Source organism: Brevundimonas fluminis, assembly GCF_003934285.1.
In the GTDB taxonomy this organism is placed as follows: domain Bacteria; phylum Pseudomonadota; class Alphaproteobacteria; order Caulobacterales; family Caulobacteraceae; genus Brevundimonas; species Brevundimonas fluminis.
Window position 1 is genome coordinate 20,158 of sequence record NZ_RQWJ01000006.1, and the last position, 20,068, is coordinate 40,225.

Here is a 20,068-nt window from a genome sequence, read left to right on the forward strand (position 1 = left end):
CGGGCTTGACGGTTCGATCGGCCACGGATTCAGTCCGTGTGATTTCCGCAACCCGCCACTCTGCTCTCGAGCGGGATCGACGGCGTCGGGGAGCAGGTGGGGAGCGGAGCGCCGCAGGTGTTGCCGCGAGGCCGATGGGAGGGGTGATGAACTTCACACGCAGAAGCGCCATGGCGGGCGGGCTTGCCTTGGCGGCGACGGCGTCGCCGGTCGTGGCGCGTCAGCCCAACTCAGCGATCGACGCCGAGGCCGCGAGCTTCCTCGCCACGACGCGCGCGCCGGGCTTGCAGGTCGCGATGGCGCGCAACGGCACGCTCGGCTTCGTCGGGGCCTGGGGGAGGGCCGACCAGGCCGGCGCCCCGCTGACGCATGATCACCGGTTCCGCATCGCCAGCCTTTCCAAACCGATCACGGCGGCGGCCGTCATGCGGCTCATCGAAACGGGCCGACTGACCCTGGACTCCACGATCTTCGGACCGGGGTCCATTCTTGGCGATCGGTTCGGCCCGACCTCCGGGCCGCTCCGGGCGCTTCGTGTGCGTCACCTGCTCAACCACACGGCAGGAGGGTGGACCAACGACGGGCGTGATCCGGTCTTTGCCCACCCCGACCTCGATCAACGTCAGCTCATCGCCAGAACCCTGGCCGAGCGTCCACTGGAAGCCGCGCCCGGCACACGGCAAAGCTATTCGAACTTCGCCTATCTCATCCTTGGCAGGGTCATCGAGCAGGTGACGGGGGAACCCTATGAGGGCTGGGTTCGTCGCGACGTCCTGTCCCGTTGCGGTGCGGCGGGCATGCGCGTCGGGGACCGCGCGCGGGGCGTCGGCGAGGTGGAGTATCGCGCGCTGACGATCTTCGATGATCCGACCGCGGTGGACGTGCGCCGCATGGACGCGAACGGCGGCTGGATCGCCAGCGCCAGGGAGTTGGTCGGATTCGTGACGGCCGTCGACGGGACGGAGGGCCCGGGACGAATCCTGCGTCCTGCCTCGGCGAGGCTGATGGCCACCGGGCCGTTCGCCGGCGCGGCCTACGGCCACGGATGGCAGATCAACCAGTGGGACAACTGGTGGCATACGGGCATCATCCACGGCACGGCCGCCTTCATGTGCAAGACGCGCTCGGGTTATGTGATGGCGGCACTGACCAACACCGGCGGCCCTGGCTCGGACGTCACCCTGAAGCTGGACCAGATGATGTGGCGCATGGCGGCCGCGATCCCCGGGTGGCGGCCCTGAAGCTGAGACCGCTCCATGCCTCTCGACCTCCTCGACGCTGGCGTGACGCAATCTGACGTTCGCCTCCATCGACCTTGACCGTTCGGGAAACGCCGGTTTCAGTCGGCTCTCGATGAGGTGACCAATGTCGGTGGAACGTACTGTTCTGGGTTTCGCAGCGGCCCCGTTAGCCTCCAGTTTCACCCTGGGCGCGGCGCTCAGCGCCTCGTCAGGCGCCGATGCGACGGCCGTGCTCTTCGGCACGCTCGTGTTCGGGCTCTTCGGGCTCCTCTTCACCGTGCCCGCGACCTTGATCGGAGGCGGGGCCTCCTTCTTCTTCCTCAAGGCCGTCCGGCGCGACGAGCTGCCGTGGTTCGTTTTGGCGGGCGCGATCGTGGGGCTGCTCTCAGGCGCACTTTTTCTCTGGAGCGGCGGCACTCCCGACGACCAGAGAGAGCCCGGGTGGGTCCTGCTGCTGATGACGACCTGTGCGGGAGCGGTCGGCGGAGGCGTGTTCGGTCTGGTTCGCGGGCCTGGCCGTCAGGGGAAAGAGGGCGCGCATGTTCTTTGAGTTTCCAGCTCACCTCCAAGCCTGGGGGGCATGGGACCAAGAGCCCGCAGAATGCCGCGTCGCGTCTCCCGAGCAGATCGCGGGGTTCGAAGCCGTCCGCACCGATCCCGCCTATGCCGACGCCCGCGCTCGCAACCTCGCGTACGAGGACGAGTTGTTCGCGGAGTTCGTCATTCCCGATGGTCCTTGGCGATCGCCCCCTCCCGACGCCCGCGTGCTGTTTCGAACGATCGCGCCGCCTGGCGGCCTCTACGGCAACACGATCTGGACGGCCGTCTGGCAGGAGAGCGACGGCACCTGGTGGTTCTGGAAACAGGACCGTGACCCGCGGGTGGTCCAGCAGCCGCCCCAGCCCGGCTCCGCGCCCTCGGCCGCATCGGACACCGAGCGGTGGGAACCCGTGAGCGGCCGCCTTCGGGCGCAGAACGCGCAGGCGATCGAGGCGAGCCTCGAGGATCCTTGCCGCACCGCGGCGGGACCTTTCTGGCCGGGCGAGGTTCCATACGTGCCGCCGCCTCCCCCTCCGGGCGTGCCCATGATTCCCCCGCCGCCTCCGACTCCGCCCGTTCCTGACTCCACCGTCGTCCATGTTCAGATGACCGAGCGGGGCCAACCGATGCGGCGGCTCAGCGCGTGGCGAACAGGGCATGGCAACCGGCTCATCGGCGCCGTCGCCTGGCCCCAACCGGAACTGGAGTAGGCGATGGTCCGTGCCGCTCTTGCCCTGGTGCTCGTCCAGCCCCCGCTGACCCCGGTGCCCGACGCTCTCCGCGCTCCTGAGGCGGAGATCGTCGTGCTCGCCACAGGCGGCCCCGGAGACCCCGTCGCCGACCGGACCGTGCGACTGATCGAGGCGCTCGAAGCCGACGGCCGGCTCATTTACGGCCGGCCTTCCTTCGACGGCGAGGTGTTTCGACACTGCGTGACGGAAGACCCGAACCCCACCACCGAACGCCGCGACTGCGTGCGGGCCGCCATTCCTGAGCGCGCCTCGGCAACGCCGCTGGTGGTCATCGTCCTCGGCGACACGCGCGAGCGCGGCTCCTATCAGAGAATGGAGTGCATAGGTCCGCTCAGCGAAGGCTATCGCCGGTCGATCTACGTCCGGGATTTCGATCACCCCAGACCCGACGTGTCGGGCGGCACGCGCGACGCGGCTCTTCGGTGCATTGAGGACGCGCTCTCATCCGGCTGACAGCCCCACCACCGGCGGGAACCCGCCAACGCTCGTCAGGACGTTCCCAATGCTCCGTACCGTGTTTTGCGTGGCGTGGGCGAAGGGACACGCCGCCGGAAGGTCCGGGTAAATGGCCGATTGCTCAGGGAGAACGAGAATGTCGCGAACGCATCTGATCCAGGCTGCGGTGCTGGCGATCGCACTGGGCCTTGCAGCCCCTGCCGGCCCGGCGTGTGCATGCACCTGCCTTCCCCCGGATCCCGCAGCCCAGGTCGACGCGGCCGACGTCATCTTCGTCGGCAGGGTCGAGCGAGCCGCACGCGTGGGCGAGGCTGGCGGCCGACCGATCAGCGCCACCATCTTCAGGGTCGAACGGTCGCTCAAGGGCGACGTCGGAACATGGGTCGCCGTTCGTCACCAATCCGGCGACAGCAGCCTTTGCGGCATGCAGTTCGACCGGGACCGCGAACACGTCGTCTTCGCGCGTCGGGCCGAAGGGCGCCTTTACGCCCAGGCTTGCAGCCGTGACTGGCTGCCGCGCCAGCGATACGAAGCGGAACTCTCGAGGGATCGCCAAGACTAGGCATCGTGCCCGGCTCGCACGCCCGCCTGCGGGCGCCGGCGCGGGCGCGGGCGCACTGAGCGGCATCGGCACGGTCCGTCCGTCCAGTCATCTTCACTCCCGGCCATCGCCGGGACTTTCGGCCCTTCCCACAACGCGACCGCCGCATTCCAGGCCGCGTGGGCCTGCGCTCCCGGGTGCGCAGGGGGCTCCGGCTGATGATCGCGGCCAAGGCGACGGTCGGCGTCGCCGCAGATTCCGGGCGATCCGCAAATCTGGACGACGACATGAGACTTCAGGGTGAGTCTGGCCATCGACGCGGCGCGCGGCATTGGGCAAGGTGCCACCCGAACGTGTGGGGGAGTCCCGTTGGCGCAGTCGCCGACCCAAGCCGGCGCAGCGGCGCCTGACGGCCCGAGCCTGGCCGACGCGCACGCGGCCCTGCGGGCGGACGCCGATCTGCAATTCCGGTTCGAGGCGGCGACGCCGCCGAGGCCGCCGGGCTGGCTGGACGGTCTTCTGGAGTTCCTCGTGGCGATCTCCCCGGTGCTGCAGTGGGTGTTCTGGGGACTGGTCGCCGGCGGGGCCGCCGCGATCGGCTGGCTGATCGTCCGCGAGGTCGTGAAGGTCCGCCTCGAGCGCCGGGCCGCCCGGGGGGAATCAGCGGCCGCCGCGCAACCCTGGCGACCGACGGAGGAGGACGCGCGCGCCCTCCTGGCCGACGCCGACGCCCTCGCGGCCGAGGGCCGCTATGCCGAGGCCGCCCACCTCATCCTGCTCCGCTCCATCGCGGACCTGCGCGCGCGTCGCCCCAACGTCGTGCGGCCGGCGCTGACGGCGCGGGACATCGGGCGTCTGGACGCGCTTCCGGCCACGGCCCGGCCCACATTCGCCCGGATCGCGGCGGTGGTGGAGGCCAGCCGGTTCGGCGGCCGCCCCGTCGGCGAAGCCGCCTTCGCGGACTGCCGCAGGGATTATGAAGCCTTCGCCCTGTTCGACGGCTGGCGCGCATGAAGGGCGGCCCCGCGACCTTCTCGCCGCGCGTCGTCCTGGCCGTGATCGCCGCCGCCGCCCTGTGCCTGGGGGCCGTCGCCGTGCTGACCGCCTATGCGCCGGAACTGAGCGACGGCGATGACGGCCGCGGCCACGCCCTGTCGAAATCCGCCGTCGGCTACGCCGGTCTCGTCCGGCTGCTCAGAGGCATGCAGCGGCCGGTGATCCTGCTCCGCGGCCCTCCGCACGTCGATCAGGGCGGCCTGCTGGTCCTCACGCCCGACCAACCGGCGCGCGCCGACCAGACCGATCGCCTGCTGAACTCGAACGGATCGATCCTGGTCGTCCTGCCGAAATGGCAGGTCGGGCCCGCGCTGAGGCACGACGGCTGGGTCCAGCGGCTGGGACCGCTGCCCATGCCGCTGGCGGCGCGCGTCCTGCCCGACGGCCTGCCGCCGCTGGCCATTCACGAGCGGGCCGGCGCGTCCCGCGTCGCCGTCCGGTCGGGCGGCCGAACCCTCGGATCCACCGGTCAGATCGACGGCGCCCGCACCGTCTCCGGCCCCGGTTGGCTTCCGGTGCTGGTCGACGATCAGGGGCGCGCCCTCGTGGTCAGCAACCCCGATCACGGCGTCTACGTCACCGCCGAGCCCGATCTGTTGGCCACCCACGCCTTGGCGGACATCTCCGGCGCCGGGACCGCCGTCGCCGTCCTGGACCACCTCAGGCAGGGCGGACCCGTGATGTTCGACCTGACGCTCGCCGGCTTCAGCCGTCCGCGCAGCGTGCTGCGTCTGCTGCTAGAGCCGCCCCTGCTTGGCTTCACCCTGTGCCTGCTGGCCGCGGCGCTGCTGACCGGCTGGCAGGCGGCCGTCCGGTTCGGCCCCGCGCGAGGATCGGCCCGCGCCATCGCGCCGGGCAAGCGGACGCTGGCGGACAATACGGCCGCCCTCGCCCGCCTTGCGCGCAAGGAACACAGGCTGGCCCCGGCCTACGTCGAGGTGATCCGTCGCTCCGCCCTGCGCCGCGCGGCCGTTCCGACCGGGCTTGCGGCGGATCGCGCCGACGCCGTGTTGGACCGGCTGGCCGCACGGGCCGGAGAGACGCAGACGCTGGCCGCTTACGCCGCGCGCGCCTCGAACACCCGCAGCGCCGCCGATCTGGTGACGCTGGCTCAATCGCTATTCAGGTGGAAGGGAAAGATCACTCATGCAGGTCGCTGAACTGCAGGCGCTGGCGCAACGGTTCCGGGATGAGATCGCGAAGGCGGTCACCGGTCAGACGCGTACGGTGGATCTGATGCTGACGGCCCTGTTCTCCGGTGGGCACGTGCTCCTGGAGGGCCCGCCCGGCGTCGCCAAGACCCTGATCGCCCAGAGCTTCGCGCGGACCCTGGGGCTTGAGTTCGGCCGCATCCAGTTCACCCCGGATCTGATGCCCGGCGACATCCTGGGATCGAACCTGTTCAACTTCCAGACCTCGGCCTTCAGCCTGACCCGCGGCCCGATCTTCTGCGATCTGCTGCTGGCCGACGAGATCAACCGCACCCCGCCCAAGACCCAGGCGGCCCTGCTTCAGGCCATGCAGGAACGGGCCGTCACCATCGACGGCCAGACCCATCCGCTGGGCGCACGGTTCACCGTGGTGGCGACGCAGAACCCGATCGAGCAGCAGGGCGTCTACCCCCTTCCCGAGGCCCAGCTGGACCGCTTTCTGTTCAAGCATGTCCTCGCCTATCCCGAACGCGAGGAAGAACTGGCGATCGTCGCGCGGCACGGCCACGGCGCCAGCATGGCGGATCCCGCGGCGCTGGGCGTTCAGACGGTCGCCGACGCGCCCACGATCGAGGCCGTGCAGGCGGCGGTGGACCGCGTCCGTCTGTCGGACGAAGTGGCCGCCTACGTGGTCGATCTGATCCGCGCCACGCGGGAGTCGCCCGATCTGGAGATGGGCGCGTCGCCTCGCGCCGGGGCCGTGCTGGCCCGGGCGGCCCGCGCCTGGGCGACCCTGGAGGGGCGGGACTACGTCCTTCCCGACGACGTGAAGGCGCTGGCCCTGCCGGCGCTGCGCCACAGGGTGATCCTGTCGCCGGGAGCCGAGATCGAGGGTCGTCGGGTCGATGCGGTCGTCTCCGGCCTGATCGACCTCGTCCCGGCCCCGCGCTGATCGCGCCGAACCCGAGGTGCCGACCGCCTATCCCACCCGTCTGCTGATCCTACTGGCCGCCGCCGGCGCGCCGGTGGCGCTGCTCGTGGGCGCGGCCATGCCGGCGCTGTGGCCGATCGGCCTCGCATGGCCGCTGACTTTGCTCGCCCTCGGTCTGCTCGACGCGGCGCTGGCCCCCGGCCTTCGGGTCCTCCGCCCCCGTTTCGAGCCGCCCGACTATCTCGCCGTCGGCCGGGCCGGCGAGGCGCGGCTCACGCTCAACGTCCAGGGATTGAAGCGCGGCCGTGTCGAGGCGGCGCTGGAGGCGGAGGGTCCGCTGGGCCTGACCGTGCCGCGCGCTTCGCCCGCCGTACGGGGCGACGCCGAGGCCGTCTTCGTCTTCGGCCTCTCGCCGCCGCGCCGCGGACTGGTGCGCTGGGAGGCCGTCCATCTGCGTTGGCGCGGTCCGCTCGGCCTGGCCTGGCGGCAGGCCCGTACTCCGCTCGCGGGCGAAACCCCGGTCGGATCGGACATTCGACGCCTGGAGGACGAGGCCCTGCGCATGTTCGCCCGCGACGCCCACTTCGGCGCCAAGGTTCAACTGGATGCGGGGGAGGGCTCGGAGTTTCAGGCCCTGCGGGACTTCCAGACCGGCATGGACCGCCGGGCGATCGACTGGAAGCAGTCCGCCCGCCACAATGCCCTGCTGGCCAAGGAATTCCGGACCGAGCGCAATCATCAGGTCCTGCTGGCGATCGACTGCGGGCGAACCATGAGCGAGCCCGTCAACGCCGCGCCCCGGGTGGACCATGCCATCCACGCCGCCCTGCTGCTGGCCTTCGTCTCGCTGAGGGCGGGCGACCGGGCCGGCCTTTACGGCTTCGACGACCGCCCGCGCCTGAACACCGGCGCCCTCCCCGGCGTCGGCGCCTTCACAGTGCTGCACCGCGAGGCCGCGCGCATCGACTACGGCGAACAGGAGCCCAACTATGCCCTCGGTCTGACCACGCTCTCGGCCGGGCTCGGCCGCCGGTCGCTGATCGTCGTGTTCACCGAGTTCGCCGATTCAACCGCGGCCGAGTTGATGATCGAGACCGTCAGCCGACTGGTCAGGAAGCATCTGGTCCTGTTCGCCGTCATGGAGGACGAGGAACTGGAGACGCTGGCCGAGGCCGAGCCGCTGACGTCGGAAGACGTGACCCGGGCCGTGGTGGCGGCCTCCTTGCTGCGGGAGCGCGATCTGGTCCTGGCCCGCCTGCGCCGTCTGGGCGCCCACGTCGTCCAGGCCAGGGCGGAAGCGCTCGGCCCCGCCGCGCTGAACGCCTACCTCGACCTGAAGCGCCGGGACCTGCTGTGAGGAGGACGACATGGCCGAACCGCGGCTGAAGAGTCAGCGCTTCCGCGAAGAGCGGCAGGACGTCTGGCTCAGTCTGGAAAAGATCGTCGGCAAGGCGGAGCGGCGCGGCCTCGCCTCGCTGACCGAGGACGAGCTGATGGCCCTGCCCGTGCAGTACCGAGCGACCCTGTCGGCGCTCTCGGTCGCCCGGGCGACCTCACTGGACGCGGCCCTGATCGCCTTTCTGGAGACCCTGTCGGCGCGGGCCTATTTCTTCGTCTACGGCGCGCGCAACGAGCCGTGGCGCGAGGTGGCCGAATTCTTCGCCACCGGCTGGCCCTCGGCCGTACGGGCGATGTGGCGCGAGACGCTGGTCATGGCGCTGCTGATGGTTCTGGGCGCCGGGGTGGCCGCCTGGCTGGTCGGGTCCGATCCGGACTGGTTCTATGGCTTCGTGGACCCCGCCCTCGCCTCGGGCCGTGATCCCACCGCCTCCCGCGAGGCGCTGCGGGCCACGCTCTACGACGGCGGCGAGCAAGGCGGCCTGTCGGCCTTCGCCGCCTTCCTGTTCACCCACAACGCCCAGGTCGCCCTCATGGCCTTTGCTCTGGGTTTCGCCTTCGGCGTGCCCACCGTGGTCCTGGTCCTTTCCAACGGAGCAATGCTCGGCGCCATGCTGGCCGTCTTCTTCGGCCAGGGGCTGGGCTTCGAGTTCTCCGGCTGGCTGGCCATCCACGGCGTGACCGAACTGGGCGCGGTGATCCTGGCCGGCGCGGCGGGCCTGAGGATCGGCCTCGCAGCCGCCTTCCCCGGCGACCGGGCGCGGCTGGACGCGGCGGCCGAGGCGGGCCGGCTGGCCGGCCGGATGATGATCGGCGTCATCGTCATGCTGTTCTTCGCCGGCCTTCTGGAAGGCTTCGGCCGACAGCTCATCGTCGACGACTGGGCCCGCTGGGGCGTGGCCGGCGCGACTCTGGTCGTGTGGGCGCTGTACTTCTACGGCCCGCGCCCTGCCTCGTGGCGCGGCCGATGAGCGCCGTCCCGGGCCTCACGGCGCGTCGCCTGGTCACGCCGGAGGGGGTGCCCCTCGCACTGCAGGTCGCCGGCGCCGGACCGCGCTTCGCCGCCCTCTGCATCGACGGCGCCGTCATTCTGGGAATCGCCCTGGCCCTGACGCTGGTCACCTTCTTCGCGCTCGGCGCGGCGGGACGATCGGCGGCGGAACCCATCGCGGTGATCTGGCTGGTCGGCGTCTTCCTGCTTCGCAACGCCTACTTCCTGCTGTTCGAGCTGTCGCCGCGCGCGGCGACGCCCGGCAAGCGCGCGCTGGGGCTCCGAGTGGCTGCGCGGAACGGCGGGCGGCTGACCTCCGACGCCGTCTTCGTCCGCAACGCCATGCGCGAACTGGAGTTGTTCCTGCCGCTGATGCTGCTGGCCTCGGCGCCCGGCGGCGGATCGTCGATCTGGGTCTACGTCGCCGGCGTGCTGTGGTGCTCGGCCTTCGTCTTCCTGCCCCTGTTCAACCGCGACCGCCTCCGGGCGGGGGACGTGGTGGCGGGCACGTGGGTGATCCGGACGCCGACGGCGCGTTTTCTCGGGGACATGGCCGAGCGGGGGGCCGGACGCGCCTCCGGCTTCGGCTTCACCACCGCCCAGCTCGACGTCTACGGCGTCAAGGAGCTTCAGGTGCTGGAACAGGCCCTGCGCATGGGCGATCCCGGCACGCTGCTCGCCATCGCCGACCGCGTCGCCCGCAAGATCGGTCACGAACTGGGCGACCAGCCCTCGCCGGACTTCCTGTCGGCCTACTATCACGCCGCGCGCGGGCAGATGGAGGGGCGGCTGCTGATGGGCCGCAGCCGCCGGGACAAGTTCGATCGCGGCTGACGTCTCAGTCGAAGATGGCGGCGATCTCCTGCCGTCCGGTGCCCGAGCCTTCCTTGACCGTCCGCAGTTCGACGTAGAGCGCGGCGACGCCGGCGGCGCTCAGGATCGAGAGCAGGGCCGCGGCGATGGGCGAAAGGATCACCGCCTGCAGGAACAGGAAGTCGACCTGCGAGGCGGCCATGGCTCCGGCCGAGAACAGGCCGAACACCATGCCGAACACCCACGACACGACCACGTAGATCACGAACAGCAGCAGGATCATTCCGCGGTTGTTCCGGCTCAGATCGCGGCTACGGCCCATGGAGGCCAGGACGCCCTTGCGCTCGGCGATCAGGACCGGGGCGGCGACGCTCCACATGAGCATCAGGATGATGCCCGGAACGATCAGCAGGATGATCCCCGCCATCACTCCCAGGCCGACGAGGATCCCGAGGCCGATCAGGGGAAGCAGCGTTCGGAACGCCACGCCGAGGCATTGCTGGAAGGTCGCCTTGCGGCCTTGCAGATCGCTGACGGCGGCATGGGTGGCCACCCCCTGCATCATCACGGAACAGACCAGCGAGACGATCCAGCCGACGCCCCACGTCAGGAAATTGACGGGACCGAAATCGACGCCGTCGGTCGTCATGAGCCGCACCTGGGTCACGCCCCAGACGCCCTGCGGTATCGCCACGAAGATCGCGGCGGCCAACAACAATGTCACCGCATTGCCGCCGATCGCCCCGAACGTGCGCTCGATCACCCGACCGACGTCGAACCGCGGGCGTCGCCCCTCAGCATAGTCCATCTGCATTCCCCCTCTGATTGAGACACCATGCCGCGCCTCACCCCCGCGGGCAACCGCATACGCCTCTTGACCGTTCCATTGTTACAGCATAGTGGAACGCGCCATGATCGAGACCCTGCCCCGAAACGCGGCCGCTCCGGCGCTCAGCCGGCTGGCCCTCTACGACGCCCTGCTGTCGCTGAGGACGCGCGACGAGGTCGACGCCTTCCTGTCCGACCTGTGCACGCCGGCCGAGGTCCGCGCCTTCGCCGAGCGGTGGGAGGTGGCGCGTCTGCTGGACGCCGGCAACAAGTCCTATCGTGAGATCGCCGCCGAGGCCCAGGCCAGTCCGACCACCGTCGTGCGGGTCGCCCGCTTCCTCAAGGAGATGCCGCATCAGGGATACCGCCTGGTGCTGGACCGTCTCGCCACCGAACGCTGAGTTGAAAAGATGAGTACCGTGAAGGGGCGGCTGCGCATCGCCGTCCAGAAGTCCGGCCGTCTGTCCGAACGCAGCCTGGACCTCGTCCGCGACGCCGGGCTGCGGGTCGTGAAGGGCACGAACGATCTGCTGTACCGGATCGAGAACGCGCCGATCGACCTGCTGCGCGTCCGCGACGACGACATCCCGACCTTCGTCGCGGACGGCGTCTGCGATCTGGGCATCGTCGGCGAGAACGTGCTGGAAGAAGGGCGCAACGGCGGGCCGAACGCCGAGGTCGTCATGCCGCTGGGCTTCGGCCGGTGCACGCTGAAGATCGCCGTGCCGCCGACGCTGGACTATGCCGGGCCCGCCTCGCTGCAGGGGCGCCGCGTGGCCACCAGCTATCCCCGCGTGCTGAAGCGCTGGCTGGCGGATCAGGGCGTGACCGCCGAAGTGGTCACCATGCGGGGCGCGGTCGAGGTGGCGCCCCGGCTGAAGCTGGCGCACGCCATCTGCGATCTGGTCTCGACCGGCGCCACGCTGGAAGCCAACGGCCTGCAGGCGCGCGAGACGGTGCTGGACAGCCAGGCCGTGCTCATCCGCTCGCCCGTCGCGCCGGAGCCGGAGCTGGCCGACCTGCTGAACAGCATCGTCGAGCGGATGGCCGGCGTCGTGGCCAGCCAGGGGGCCAAATACGTGATGCTGAACGCACCTCGCGCCAACCTGGACCGCATCACGGCCCTGCTGCCGGGCGCGGGCGCCCCGACGGTGATGCCGCTCTCGGGGCGCGAGGACGCGGTCGCCGTCCACGCCGTGTGCCAGGAAGCGGTGTTCTGGGAAACGTTGGAGAAGCTGAAGGCCGAGGGGGCGTCCGCCATTCTCGTCCTGCCGATCGAGAAGATGATGTGATGAAGCGGTTCGACTGGTCCTCACTGGACGAAGGCGGGCGGCGCGCGGCGCTTGCCCGTCCCGCACGCCGGGCCGAGGCCCGCGTGACCGAGGGCGTCCGCGCCATGCTCGACGACGTGCGGGCACGCGGCGGGACGGCGGTCACGGAGTGGGCGCTGAAGCTGGACGGCCACGCGCCGCGCCGGATCGTGCTGGACGTGGCGACGGTGGCCGAAGCGCGCGCCGCCCTGCCTCCCGCCGACGTGCGGGCTCTGCGCGTCGCGGCGGACAACGTGCGCGTCTTCCATCAGGCCACGCGACCGGGGGACGGCGACTGGGTCGAGACGACGCCCGGCGTGCGCTCGCGGATCGCCTGGCGGCCGATCCGGTCGGCGGGGATCTATGTGCCCGGCGGCACGGCGCCGCTGTTCTCGTCGCTGCTGATGCAGGCGATCCCGGCCGAGGTGGCGGGCGTGCCGGTGCGGGTGGCGGTGACGCCTCCGGCGAAGGACGGGGGCATTCACCCCGCCATGATCCTGGCCGGCGCGGAGGCGGGGCTGGACGAGATCTGGCTGGTCGGCGGCGCCCAGGCCATCGCCGCCCTGACCTTCGGCGCGAGCTTCGACGACGGCGTGATCCCGACGTGCGACAAGCTGTTCGGCCCCGGCAACGCCTGGGTGGCGGAAGCCAAGAAGCAGGCGGCGGCCTTGCCCGGCGGCCCGGCCGTGGACATGCCGGCCGGACCGTCGGAGCTCATGGTCGTCGTGGACCGCGACGCCGCGCCGGAGATCGCGGCGGCCGACCTGCTGAGCCAGGCCGAGCACGACGCCGACGCCCAGGTGGTGCTGGTCTCCACCAGCCGCGCCACGATCGACTACGTCCTGACCGAGGTGGAAGCCCAACTGGCCGACCTGCCGCGCGCCGACGTGGCCCGGGCGTCGCTGGCCGAGGCGCGGGCCATCCTCGTGCGAGACCTCGACGCGGCTCTGGAGGTCATCAACGCCTATGGGCCGGAGCACCTCGCCCTGCAGGTCGAGTACGCGGACGAGCTGGTCGACGGCATCACGGCCGCGGGCGCCGTCTTCGTCGGCCGCCACGCGGCGGAGACGCTGGGGGACTATGCCGCCGGTCCCAGCCACGTCCTGCCGACCGACGGCGGGGCGCGCACGCTGGGGGGCATCACCACCGCCAGCTTCATGACCTCTATGTCGGTGCAGGCCGTGACCGCGGGCGGCGCGGCCGAACTGGCGCCGGTCGCGGCGCGACTGGCCCGTCTGGAGGGACTGGAGGCCCACGCCCGCGCCGCCGACCTGAGGAGCGAGGCATGACCCTGCCCGCCCCCTTCCCTCCTCTCGTCTCCAGCGCCGAGGGGCTGGACCGCGCGCCGTCGTCGACGGGCGCCGTCGCCGCCCGCATGGCCGAGATCTATGGCGTGCCGGTCGAGTTGGTCCTGCCGGTGCGCGGGGCGTCGCATGGGCTGGAGCTGATCTTCCGGCTGGCGGCCCGCGACGGCCTGCGGGTCGAGGCGCCGGACGCGCCGCCGTTCGACGGACTGGCGAAGCTGTATCGGGCGGCGCAGGAAGGCGCCGGGACGCTCGCGGTCATCGTGCGCGGTCTCGGGTCGGCCGAGGCGGTCGCGGAGATGGCGTCGCGCGTCGCGCCGGCCCTTTTGGTCGTGGACGAGGCGCGGGTGGAGTTCTCCGACCAGCCCTCGATCGTCGCCCTCGTCGGGGAACATGACAATCTGGTGGTCGTTCGCAGCCTGTCGCTGTCGCACGGGCTGACCGGCGCGCGCGTCGGCGCCGTCATCGCGCGCGCGGCGACGCTGGCCCGCATCGCGGAAGTGCTGGAACCGCATCCCGTGCCGGAGCCCAGCCTGAGGCTGGCGCTGCAGGCGCTCGACCCATCGAGGGTGGTCGAGACCGAGGCCCGGATCGCGCGCGTCAGGGACGAGCGGACCCGCATGGTTCAAGCCCTCTCTCGCGAGATGTCGGTCGAGCCCGGCGTCGGACCGGTGATCGCCGCCCGTCCCGGCGACCTCGCCGGCGCGCGAGCGGCGCTGGCCCGGCTGGGCGTGGCCGCCGAAGTGGAGGGCGACCGCCTCCGCCTCCCGGTCTTCGCCCGGGCCGAACTCAACGACCGGACGCTGGCCGCCTTCGACCTGGCGCCCGTCGGTCGGCCGCATCGCACGGGACAGGCCGTTCGGGACACGAAGGAGACGCGCATCGTCTGCGCCGTCGATCTGGATTCAGCCAGCCCCGTGCGCATCCGGACCGGCGTCGGCTTCTTCGACCACATGCTGGAGCAGGTGGCGGCGCACGGCGGCTTCTCGCTGAGCCTGTCGTGCGAGGGCGACCTGCACACGGACCCGCACCACACGGTCGAGGACAGCGCCATCGCCCTGGGCCAGGCGCTGAAGCAGGCGTTGGGCGAGCGGCGGGGCATCGCCCGCTACGGCTTCGTCCTGCCCATGGACGAGGCGGAGGCGAAGGTGTCGATCGACCTGTCCGGAAGGCCCTATCCGATGTTCGAGGGCGACTTCGCCACGCCCTTCATCGGGGAGTACCGCACCGACCTGACGGCGCACGTGGTCCGCAGTCTGGCCGAGCATCTGGGCGCGGCGATCCACGTCTCGGTGACGGGGCAGGACGACCACCACAAGACCGAGGCCGTCTACAAGGCGCTGGGCCGCGCCTTGCGTCAGGCCATCCGCGTCGAGGGCGAAGCCGTGCCCTCGACCAAGGGGGTGCTGTGAGTTCGGTCGCCGTCGTCGCCTACGGCGCCGGCAACGTCGCCTCGGTCCGGTTCGCGCTGGAGCGGCTGGGCGCGGACGTCCGGTTGGTCTCGACGGCGGCGGAGATCGATGCGGCCGATCGGCTGATCCTGCCGGGCGTCGGCGCGGCGGGGTACGCCATGGCGCGTCTGGCCGAACTGGGACTGTTCGAAGCGGTTCGGACGTTCCCGCGTCCGCTGCTGGGCGTCTGCCTGGGGCAGCAGTTGCTGTTCGAGCGCAGCGACGAGGGCGAGGCGCAATTGCTGGGCCTGATCCCCGGCCGGGTCCGCCGCATGGAGCCCGGTCCGTCGCGGCCGGTGCCGCACATGGGCTGGTCGCGGCTGGAGATCGTGAAGGACGACCCCCTGCTGGACGGCGTCGGCGGCGACGCCTGGGCCTATTTCGTCCACGGCTACGTCTGCCCGGACGGTCCGGCGACGCTGGCCCGGGCCGACTATGGCGGACCGGTGCCGGCGGTGGTGCGCGCGGGGAACCGCTGGGGCTGCCAGTTCCACCCCGAACGATCCAGCGCCGCCGGCGCCCGCATTCTGAAGAACTTTCTGGAGCTGTCCGCGTGATCGTCTATCCCGCCATCGACCTGAAGGACGGCGGCTGCGTGCGGCTGATGCACGGCCGGTTCGATCAGGTGACGCGCTATGACCACGACCCCGCCGCGCGGCTGGCGGCGTTCGTCGACGTGGGCGCGGAATGGGTGCACGTGGTCGACCTCGACGGGGCTCAGGCGGGGCGCGCGGTGCAGCACGAACTGATCGGCCGGCTGGCGCGCTCGGCGGACGTCCGCGTCCAGTCCGGCGGCGGCGTGAGGTCGCGCGAGGACGTCGCCGCCCTCCTCGACGCCGGCGTGGCGCGCGTGGTCGTCGGCTCGCAGGCCGTGACGGCGCCGGGGGCGGTGGCGGACTGGCTGGCGGAGTTCGGAACCGAGCGCATCGCCCTGGCCCTGGACGTCAACGTGCGCGACGGCGTGCCGATGCCCGCCCTGAAGGGCTGGACTGAGCCGGCGTCCGTCGATCTGTGGGCGGCGCTGGACCGGTTTCCGGAAGGGACCGCGCGGCACGTTCTGGTCACCGACGTCGGCCGCGACGGCGCCCTGACGGGACCCAATCTGGAGCTGCTGGCCGACGTCGTGCGGCGGAGGCCGGACCTTCAGGTGCAGGCGTCGGGCGGGGTGGCCGACGTCTCCGACTTGACGGCTTCGCGCGACGCGGGCTGCGCCGGGGCCATCGTCGGCCGCGCCATCTACGAGGGGCGCTTCACCGTCGACCAGGCGCTGGAGGCCCTGCGATGACGGCGCGGCGGATCATTCCCTGTCTGGACGTCAAGGACGGTCGGGTGGTGAAGGGCGTGCGCTTCGAGGGTCACGTCGACATGGGCGACGCCGCCGAACTGGCCGCGCGCCATCGCGACGACGGCGCCGACGAGCTGGTCTTCTACGACATCACCGCCAGTCCGCAGGGACGGACGCTGGACTATGGCTGGGTCGAGAGCGTCGCGCGCCTGCTGGACATCCCCTTCTGCGTCGCGGGCGGCATCCGTACGGTGGAGCAGGCGGCGCGATGCCTGGATCACGGGGCGGACAAGGTGTCGATCAACTCGCCGGCGCTGGAGCGACCGGAACTGATCGCCGAGATGGCGGAGCGGCTCGGTCGGCAATGCGTGGTGGTGGGCGTGGACAGCCGCAAGGTCGGCGACGACTGGATGGTGCACCAGTACACTGGCGACCCCACCGCCAGCCGCGGCGCGGGACGTCGGACGCTGGACTGGATCGTCGAGGCGCAAGGCCTGGGCGCGGGCGAGATCGTCCTGAACTGCATGGACGAGGACGGCGTGCGGCGCGGCTACGACCTGGAGCAGCTGGGGGCCGCCCGGGCGCGGCTGACGATCCCGCTGGTGGCCTCGGGCGGCGCGGGATGCATGGCGCACTTCACCGACGTGTTCGAGCGGGCGGACGTCTCGGGAGCGCTGGCGGCCAGCGTGTTCCACACCGGGACGGTGCGCATCCCCGATCTGAAACGCGAGCTCGCGGCCGCGGGGGTGGAGGTGAGGCCATGATCGACCCGGACGCGCTGGACTTCGACAAGGGCGGCGGCCTGATCCCCGCGATCGTTCAGGACGTGGACACCCTGCAGGTGCTGACGCTGGCGTACATGGACCGCGCCGCGCTCGAGGAGACGATCGAAAGCGGCGAGGCCACCTTCTTCTCGCGCTCGCGGGGCGGCCGTTGGCGCAAGGGGGAGACGTCGGGCGACCGGCTGCGCACCGTGTCGATCACGCCGGACTGCGACGCCGACGCCCTGGTCGTGAAGGTTCGGCCTGTGGGGAACGCCTGCCACCTGAATCGGATCAGCTGCTTCGGCGACGAGGACGCGCCGGGCGTCGGCCGGCTGGGCCGGCTCGAGCGGACGGTGGCCGGTCGCGCCGCGGACTCAGGCTCGTCGAGCTACACCGCGCGCCTGAAGGCCGAAGGCCTCAAGCGCATTGCCCAGAAGGTGGGCGAGGAAGGGGTCGAAACCGCGCTGGCCGGCGTCGCGGGCCCCGACGACGAGCTGACGTCCGAGGCCGCGGACCTGCTGTACCACCTGACGCTGCTGCTGAACGCCCGCGGTCTGGACCTCGAGGCGGTGATGCGGGTCCTGGCGGCGCGCGCGCGGCGTTGAGCCGCGGCGATCAGGCGTCGCCGGTCGCCGCCAGCACGGCCCTCAGCAGGTCGCCGAGGTTCCGGGCAGACCGCGGGGGATCGCCCTGCCGGACCACGACGACGCCGCGCGACGGAACCACCATCACCGCCTGCCCGCCCGCGCCGAGGGCCGCGACCACGTCATGCGGCGCGTCGGGGAAGCGGCGGCCCCCGACCCGGCCCGACGCGTCGAAGCCCGGCCGCGCATTGCTCCACCACAGCAGGCCATACGAGGGGTTCAGCTCCTGCGAGGGCGCGGTGAGCGTCGTCAGGGCCTCGACGGAAACCAGCCCCCGGCCGCCATTCAGCACCATCTGCCCGAAGGCCAGCAGATCCCGCGCGGTGCAGGCGGCGCTGTACCAGTTGGTCACCGGCCCGTCGGCGCCGACGCCCTGACCGGTGACCCACGCCGTTCCGCCCATGCCCAGCGGGCCCAGCAGTCGACGGGCCGCGAAGGCGTCGACGGTCTCGCCCGTCGCTCGCGCCAGCAGGTGGAACAGCAGATGATAGGCGGCCGTGTTGTAGGCCCAGCGCGTGCCGGGCGGGTCGCGCAAGGGCGCCGCGGCGTTGATCGCGAACTGGTCTCCCCTGATCCCGCGCAGCGCCAGCCCGGCATCGTCCAGCCCGGACGTCATGCTCATCAGGTGGCGCAGGCTGATCGCCGACCGCGCATCTGCGCGCCAGGGCGGGATGAAGTCGGCCGCGGGCTGGTCGAAACTCCGTATCGCTCCCTCCTCGACCGCCATGGCCAGCAGCACCGCGAGGACGCTCTTGGCCACGGAGGCGACTTCCCGCGGCCGGCCCCCGGGCCAGTCGGGCGCATACCGCTCCGCCACGACCTCACCCCGCCGGGAGACCAGAACGCCGGTGGCGCCGTCCGCGAAGGCTGCGTCGACCGCGGCCCGAAGCGGGTCGGACGCGGCGCCGGGGCCGGCCAGCAGCGGCGTCGCCGCCGCCGCCCCCAGCACCGCCTGTCGCCGCGTCGTCCCGATCACGGTCAGCCGCCCGAAGCGGACGCGTTCGCCTCGGCGCTGACGACCTCGCGTTCGGCCTGGGTGAAGCCGTAGGCGGGGACGATCGCGCCCTCCGGATCCGACACGTCATCCCACGCGGCGATCAGGGTCTGCCCCGCGTCCTCGCCGCCGCCGACGAACCGGCCGGCGGTCAGGGTGACGTAGGCGCGGGCGAAGTGCCCCGCCCCGGCGCAGACGATCGCCCGCGTCGGCGCCTCGTCGCCGCACAGCAGGGCCAGCGCCGGGCTGACCAGCTTGGGGTCCAGCCGCTCCAGGGCCTGCGGCGGCAGCAGGCCCTCGGTCATGCCGGTCGCCGCCGTCGGGGCCAGGCAGTTCACGCGGATGCCGTACTTCTCGCCCTCGATCGCCAGGGTCTGCATCAGGCCCACCAGCGCCATCTTGGCCGCGCCGTAGTTGGCCTGGCCGAAGTTGCCGTACAGGCCCGAGGACGAGGTCGTCATGACGATGCGGCCGTGGGCCTGGGTCCGCATGATCTCCCAAACGGCCTTGGAGCAGATCACCGCCCCCATCAGGTGCACGTCGACGATCAGCCGGAAGTCGGCCAGGTCCATCTTGGCGAAGCTCTTGTCGCGCAGGATGCCGGCGTTGTTGACCAGCACGTCGACGCGGCCCCAACGGTCCATGGTCTTCGCTGTCATGTCCGCCACCGCCGCTTCGTCCGTGACGGAGGCCGCGACCGCCAGCGCCTCACCGCCCCTGGCCGCGATCTCCCCGGCGACGGCGCCGGCCGCGTGTGCGTTCATGTCGTTGACGACCACCGCCGCCCCCTGCGAGGCCAGATACAGGGCGTGCTCGCGCCCCAGCCCTCCGCCCGCGCCCGTGACGATGGCGACGCGCCCTTTCAGCGACATGTGCTCTCTCTCCGATGGTGAGTGGATGTCGGCGGTGATCGCGCGCCTCAGCGGCTCGATCCCGCCCGGGTCTTGCAGATTTCGTGGAAGCCGGCGGCCATGAAGCTGGCCATGCGCTGCTTCACCGCCTCGAAGTCGTCGGAATCGCACAGTCCGCCCGACAGGCGATTGATCCGCCCGGTCCGGGCCAGGGTCAGCATCAGCGCGCCCGTGACGAAGTGATAGCCCCAGAAAATGTCCTCCTCGGCGCAGTCGGGCAGGGCCTTCTTGAGCACCTCGATCAGCCGCAGCACGACGGGGTCGAAGTGGAAGTCCATCAACTCGGCGCCGTAGGTGGTGTTCGACGCCAGCGCGCCCAGGGCGCCGTAGTTCTTCCACGCCTCGCCGCCCTGGCTGTACAGGTCCAGATCGGTGTCCAGAAACGCGCGCAGCGCCCCCTCGACGGTGGGTTTGCCCTTCGTCGCCGCGTCGTAGGCGTTCAGCGCCTCCATCCGCTTGGCGCTGGTGATGCCGGCCCGGCGGGCGATGACGTCGTCGAACAGCTTCTTCTTGTCCGTGAAGTAGTAGTTCAACAGCGTGTGGTGCACGCCGACGCGCTGGGCCACGTCCTTCAGCGTCACCCCGTACAAGCCGTGCTGCGAGAACAGATGCTCGGCCGCGTCGAGGATCTGCTCCATCTTGTCGGCGCGCTGCTCGACCTTCGTGCGGCGCGCGCGTGGCTTCGGCGCGGGGGCCCTGCCGGGCTT

At 71.5% G+C, this 20,068-nt stretch carries 23 protein-coding genes; 19 read left to right on the forward strand and 4 right to left on the reverse strand.

The window, feature by feature from the left end; all coding sequences use genetic code 11:
* The first annotated feature begins 146 nt into the window (after nucleotides 1-146).
* The 11 genes from EFJ44_RS12945 (at nucleotide 147) to EFJ44_RS12995 (ending at nucleotide 9,891) form a co-directional block, all read left to right on the forward strand.
* The gene (locus tag EFJ44_RS12945; RefSeq protein ID WP_164511921.1) at nucleotides 147-1,241 is read left to right on the forward strand and encodes a serine hydrolase domain-containing protein; all 1,095 of its coding nucleotides are present in this window, start codon (nucleotides 147-149) and stop codon (nucleotides 1,239-1,241) included.
* Nucleotides 1,242-1,365: 124 nt separating this feature from the next.
* Nucleotides 1,366-1,791: a hypothetical protein gene (locus EFJ44_RS12950; RefSeq protein ID WP_125257652.1), complete on the forward strand. Its 426-nt coding sequence runs from the start codon at nucleotides 1,366-1,368 to the stop codon at nucleotides 1,789-1,791.
* Nucleotides 1,781-2,491 carry a hypothetical protein gene (locus EFJ44_RS12955; RefSeq protein WP_125257653.1) on the forward strand — a complete coding sequence of 237 codons (711 nt, stop codon included), beginning with the start codon at nucleotides 1,781-1,783 and terminating at the stop codon, nucleotides 2,489-2,491. Before EFJ44_RS12950 ends, EFJ44_RS12955 begins: the two co-directional genes overlap by 11 nt.
* A 3-nt stretch (nucleotides 2,492-2,494) precedes the next feature.
* Nucleotides 2,495-2,986, forward strand: coding sequence for a hypothetical protein (locus EFJ44_RS12960; RefSeq protein WP_125257654.1), 492 nt, complete (start codon nucleotides 2,495-2,497; stop codon nucleotides 2,984-2,986).
* Between the two features lie 139 nt (nucleotides 2,987-3,125).
* Complete coding sequence (locus EFJ44_RS12965; protein ID WP_125257655.1) at nucleotides 3,126-3,551, forward strand: hypothetical protein; 426 nt, start codon at nucleotides 3,126-3,128, stop codon at nucleotides 3,549-3,551.
* A gap of 348 nt (nucleotides 3,552-3,899) precedes the next feature.
* Complete coding sequence (locus EFJ44_RS12970) at nucleotides 3,900-4,544, forward strand: DUF4129 domain-containing protein (protein ID WP_164511922.1); 645 nt, start codon at nucleotides 3,900-3,902, stop codon at nucleotides 4,542-4,544.
* Nucleotides 4,541-5,746, forward strand: a complete 1,206-nt coding sequence (locus EFJ44_RS12975) for a hypothetical protein (protein WP_125257657.1) — start codon at nucleotides 4,541-4,543, stop codon at nucleotides 5,744-5,746. The genes EFJ44_RS12970 and EFJ44_RS12975 overlap by 4 nt, the downstream gene beginning before the upstream one ends.
* Entirely contained in the window at nucleotides 5,733-6,689 is a 957-nt protein-coding gene (locus EFJ44_RS12980; RefSeq protein WP_125257658.1) for an AAA family ATPase, read from the forward strand. Before EFJ44_RS12975 ends, EFJ44_RS12980 begins: the two co-directional genes overlap by 14 nt.
* 16 nt (nucleotides 6,690-6,705) lie before the next feature.
* Nucleotides 6,706-8,025 (forward strand): DUF58 domain-containing protein, encoded by a 1,320-nt coding sequence (locus tag EFJ44_RS12985; protein ID WP_241209807.1) that lies wholly within the window; start codon nucleotides 6,706-6,708, stop codon nucleotides 8,023-8,025.
* Between the two features lie 10 nt (nucleotides 8,026-8,035).
* Nucleotides 8,036-9,037 carry a stage II sporulation protein M gene (locus EFJ44_RS12990; RefSeq protein WP_125257659.1) on the forward strand — a complete coding sequence of 334 codons (1,002 nt, stop codon included), beginning with the start codon at nucleotides 8,036-8,038 and terminating at the stop codon, nucleotides 9,035-9,037.
* Nucleotides 9,034-9,891 (forward strand): RDD family protein, encoded by an 858-nt coding sequence (locus tag EFJ44_RS12995; protein ID WP_125257660.1) that lies wholly within the window; start codon nucleotides 9,034-9,036, stop codon nucleotides 9,889-9,891. The genes EFJ44_RS12990 and EFJ44_RS12995 overlap by 4 nt, the downstream gene beginning before the upstream one ends.
* Nucleotides 9,892-9,895: 4 nt before the next feature.
* Here EFJ44_RS12995 and EFJ44_RS13000 read toward each other — a convergent pair whose 3' ends face one another.
* Nucleotides 9,896-10,684 carry a YciC family protein gene (locus EFJ44_RS13000; RefSeq protein WP_125257661.1) on the reverse strand — a complete coding sequence of 263 codons (789 nt, stop codon included), beginning with the start codon at nucleotides 10,682-10,684 and terminating at the stop codon, nucleotides 9,896-9,898.
* A 97-nt stretch (nucleotides 10,685-10,781) separates the two neighbouring features.
* On the opposite strand from EFJ44_RS13000, the gene EFJ44_RS13005 reads away from it, so the two are divergent.
* Genes EFJ44_RS13005 through hisIE form a run of 8 tightly spaced genes read left to right on the forward strand, consistent with a single transcriptional unit; the run spans nucleotide 10,782 to nucleotide 17,417 of the window.
* Nucleotides 10,782-11,099 carry a YerC/YecD family TrpR-related protein gene (locus tag EFJ44_RS13005; protein ID WP_125257662.1) on the forward strand — a complete coding sequence of 106 codons (318 nt, stop codon included), beginning with the start codon at nucleotides 10,782-10,784 and terminating at the stop codon, nucleotides 11,097-11,099.
* A 9-nt stretch (nucleotides 11,100-11,108) separates the two neighbouring features.
* Entirely contained in the window at nucleotides 11,109-11,990 is an 882-nt protein-coding gene (hisG, locus tag EFJ44_RS13010; RefSeq protein WP_125257663.1) for an ATP phosphoribosyltransferase, read from the forward strand.
* Nucleotides 11,990-13,297 carry a histidinol dehydrogenase gene (hisD, locus tag EFJ44_RS13015; RefSeq protein ID WP_125257664.1) on the forward strand — a complete coding sequence of 436 codons (1,308 nt, stop codon included), beginning with the start codon at nucleotides 11,990-11,992 and terminating at the stop codon, nucleotides 13,295-13,297. The genes hisG and hisD overlap by 1 nt, the downstream gene beginning before the upstream one ends.
* Nucleotides 13,294-14,724 (forward strand): imidazoleglycerol-phosphate dehydratase HisB, encoded by a 1,431-nt coding sequence (hisB, locus tag EFJ44_RS13020; protein WP_125257665.1) that lies wholly within the window; start codon nucleotides 13,294-13,296, stop codon nucleotides 14,722-14,724. The genes hisD and hisB overlap by 4 nt, the downstream gene beginning before the upstream one ends.
* On the forward strand, nucleotides 14,721-15,320 hold the full coding sequence (hisH, locus tag EFJ44_RS13025) for an imidazole glycerol phosphate synthase subunit HisH (RefSeq protein WP_125257666.1): 600 nt from the start codon (nucleotides 14,721-14,723) through the stop codon (nucleotides 15,318-15,320). The genes hisB and hisH overlap by 4 nt, the downstream gene beginning before the upstream one ends.
* Nucleotides 15,317-16,048: a 1-(5-phosphoribosyl)-5-[(5-phosphoribosylamino)methylideneamino]imidazole-4-carboxamide isomerase gene (gene hisA, locus EFJ44_RS13030; protein ID WP_125257667.1), complete on the forward strand. Its 732-nt coding sequence runs from the start codon at nucleotides 15,317-15,319 to the stop codon at nucleotides 16,046-16,048. The genes hisH and hisA overlap by 4 nt, the downstream gene beginning before the upstream one ends.
* On the forward strand, nucleotides 16,045-16,812 hold the full coding sequence (gene hisF, locus EFJ44_RS13035) for an imidazole glycerol phosphate synthase subunit HisF (protein ID WP_125257668.1): 768 nt from the start codon (nucleotides 16,045-16,047) through the stop codon (nucleotides 16,810-16,812). Before hisA ends, hisF begins: the two co-directional genes overlap by 4 nt.
* Entirely contained in the window at nucleotides 16,809-17,417 is a 609-nt protein-coding gene (hisIE, locus tag EFJ44_RS13040) for a bifunctional phosphoribosyl-AMP cyclohydrolase/phosphoribosyl-ATP diphosphatase HisIE (RefSeq protein ID WP_125257669.1), read from the forward strand. The genes hisF and hisIE overlap by 4 nt, the downstream gene beginning before the upstream one ends.
* A 10-nt stretch (nucleotides 17,418-17,427) precedes the next feature.
* On the opposite strand, the gene EFJ44_RS13045 is transcribed toward hisIE, so the two are convergent.
* The 3 genes from EFJ44_RS13045 to EFJ44_RS13055 are packed head-to-tail and all read right to left on the reverse strand — an operon-like array spanning nucleotide 17,428 to nucleotide 19,999.
* Complete coding sequence (locus tag EFJ44_RS13045) at nucleotides 17,428-18,432, reverse strand: serine hydrolase domain-containing protein (RefSeq protein WP_125257670.1); 1,005 nt, start codon at nucleotides 18,430-18,432, stop codon at nucleotides 17,428-17,430.
* Between the two features lie 2 nt (nucleotides 18,433-18,434).
* Nucleotides 18,435-19,322 (reverse strand): SDR family NAD(P)-dependent oxidoreductase, encoded by an 888-nt coding sequence (locus EFJ44_RS13050; RefSeq protein WP_125257671.1) that lies wholly within the window; start codon nucleotides 19,320-19,322, stop codon nucleotides 18,435-18,437.
* A 47-nt stretch (nucleotides 19,323-19,369) separates the two neighbouring features.
* Complete coding sequence (locus EFJ44_RS13055; protein ID WP_241209814.1) at nucleotides 19,370-19,999, reverse strand: TetR/AcrR family transcriptional regulator; 630 nt, start codon at nucleotides 19,997-19,999, stop codon at nucleotides 19,370-19,372.
* Nucleotides 20,000-20,068: the final 69 nt, after the last annotated feature.

What these genes read in the sequence shown, in the direction of transcription:
- EFJ44_RS12945 (WP_164511921.1), top strand. Translation starts at nt 147, where the DNA reads ATGAACTTCACACGCAGAAGCGCCATGGCGGGCGGGCTTGCCTTGGCG.
- EFJ44_RS12950 (WP_125257652.1), top strand. Translation starts at nt 1,366, where the DNA reads ATGTCGGTGGAACGTACTGTTCTGGGTTTCGCAGCGGCCCCGTTAGCC.
- EFJ44_RS12955 (WP_125257653.1), top strand. Translation starts at nt 1,781, where the DNA reads ATGTTCTTTGAGTTTCCAGCTCACCTCCAAGCCTGGGGGGCATGGGAC.
- EFJ44_RS12960 (WP_125257654.1), top strand. Translation starts at nt 2,495, where the DNA reads ATGGTCCGTGCCGCTCTTGCCCTGGTGCTCGTCCAGCCCCCGCTGACC.
- EFJ44_RS12965 (WP_125257655.1), top strand. Translation starts at nt 3,126, where the DNA reads ATGTCGCGAACGCATCTGATCCAGGCTGCGGTGCTGGCGATCGCACTG.
- EFJ44_RS12975 (WP_125257657.1), top strand. Translation starts at nt 4,541, where the DNA reads ATGAAGGGCGGCCCCGCGACCTTCTCGCCGCGCGTCGTCCTGGCCGTG.
- EFJ44_RS12980 (WP_125257658.1), top strand. Translation starts at nt 5,733, where the DNA reads ATGCAGGTCGCTGAACTGCAGGCGCTGGCGCAACGGTTCCGGGATGAG.
- EFJ44_RS12990 (WP_125257659.1), top strand. Translation starts at nt 8,036, where the DNA reads ATGGCCGAACCGCGGCTGAAGAGTCAGCGCTTCCGCGAAGAGCGGCAG.
- EFJ44_RS12995 (WP_125257660.1), top strand. Translation starts at nt 9,034, where the DNA reads ATGAGCGCCGTCCCGGGCCTCACGGCGCGTCGCCTGGTCACGCCGGAG.
- EFJ44_RS13000 (WP_125257661.1), bottom strand. Translation starts at nt 10,684, where the DNA reads ATGCAGATGGACTATGCTGAGGGGCGACGCCCGCGGTTCGACGTCGGT.
- EFJ44_RS13005 (WP_125257662.1), top strand. Translation starts at nt 10,782, where the DNA reads ATGATCGAGACCCTGCCCCGAAACGCGGCCGCTCCGGCGCTCAGCCGG.
- hisG (WP_125257663.1), top strand. Translation starts at nt 11,109, where the DNA reads ATGAGTACCGTGAAGGGGCGGCTGCGCATCGCCGTCCAGAAGTCCGGC.
- hisD (WP_125257664.1), top strand. Translation starts at nt 11,990, where the DNA reads ATGAAGCGGTTCGACTGGTCCTCACTGGACGAAGGCGGGCGGCGCGCG.
- hisB (WP_125257665.1), top strand. Translation starts at nt 13,294, where the DNA reads ATGACCCTGCCCGCCCCCTTCCCTCCTCTCGTCTCCAGCGCCGAGGGG.
- hisF (WP_125257668.1), top strand. Translation starts at nt 16,045, where the DNA reads ATGACGGCGCGGCGGATCATTCCCTGTCTGGACGTCAAGGACGGTCGG.
- hisIE (WP_125257669.1), top strand. Translation starts at nt 16,809, where the DNA reads ATGATCGACCCGGACGCGCTGGACTTCGACAAGGGCGGCGGCCTGATC.
- EFJ44_RS13050 (WP_125257671.1), bottom strand. Translation starts at nt 19,322, where the DNA reads ATGTCGCTGAAAGGGCGCGTCGCCATCGTCACGGGCGCGGGCGGAGGG.
- EFJ44_RS13055 (WP_241209814.1), bottom strand. Translation starts at nt 19,999, where the DNA reads ATGGAGCAGATCCTCGACGCGGCCGAGCATCTGTTCTCGCAGCACGGC.